The sequence below is a fragment of the Citrobacter sp. Awk 2 genome (genome assembly GCF_028069815.1).
Classification (GTDB): Bacteria; Pseudomonadota; Gammaproteobacteria; order Enterobacterales; family Enterobacteriaceae; genus Citrobacter.
On record NZ_JANEWL010000258.1, the window covers coordinates 1 to 493 of the forward strand.

At 36.9% G+C, this 493-nt stretch carries 1 pseudogene; it reads left to right on the plus strand.

The window, feature by feature from the left end:
- Nucleotides 1-369, plus strand: a pseudogene (locus NNO02_RS23525) (hypothetical protein); the annotation flags it as partial.
- Between the last annotated feature and the right edge of the window lie 124 nt (nucleotides 370-493).

Sequence of the window (493 nt, forward strand, 5' to 3'; positions counted from 1 at the left end):
GATAAAATTTCACATTATTCAAAAAATATATCCGGGAATGTTATAGGTAAAGTGACATTCTCACAGTTTACGGGTGTTAATCTCGGAAGGGTGATTATATCTCAGGGGGTTGGTGCGTTTTTATCTGGCTCTGTTGCTGGTGGTGTTTTGGGCATTGGTGCTGAAACATCAAGATCTATTTACACATCACGGTACTTACGTGAAAGAAACCCTGTAATGTATGAGAAATTAAAAAGCATGGGTGATTTTGATCTTTTTTATTATCTTGTTGAGGATATTGTTAGACCTTATGAGACGGCCTGTGAAATTGCAAGGACAAATCCTGAAAAGTTTATTAATGTCTGCAAATACTTCTTTGGAGGTTTATGAGCATAAAAGATTTTATACTTATAATTGTTTCACGGATCGTAGCCAGTATAGGAATGACGCTAGGGACTACCAGTATGGTTTACTCTTTCTACTGCTTCTTCTTTTCTGCCAATCCTTACCGCTT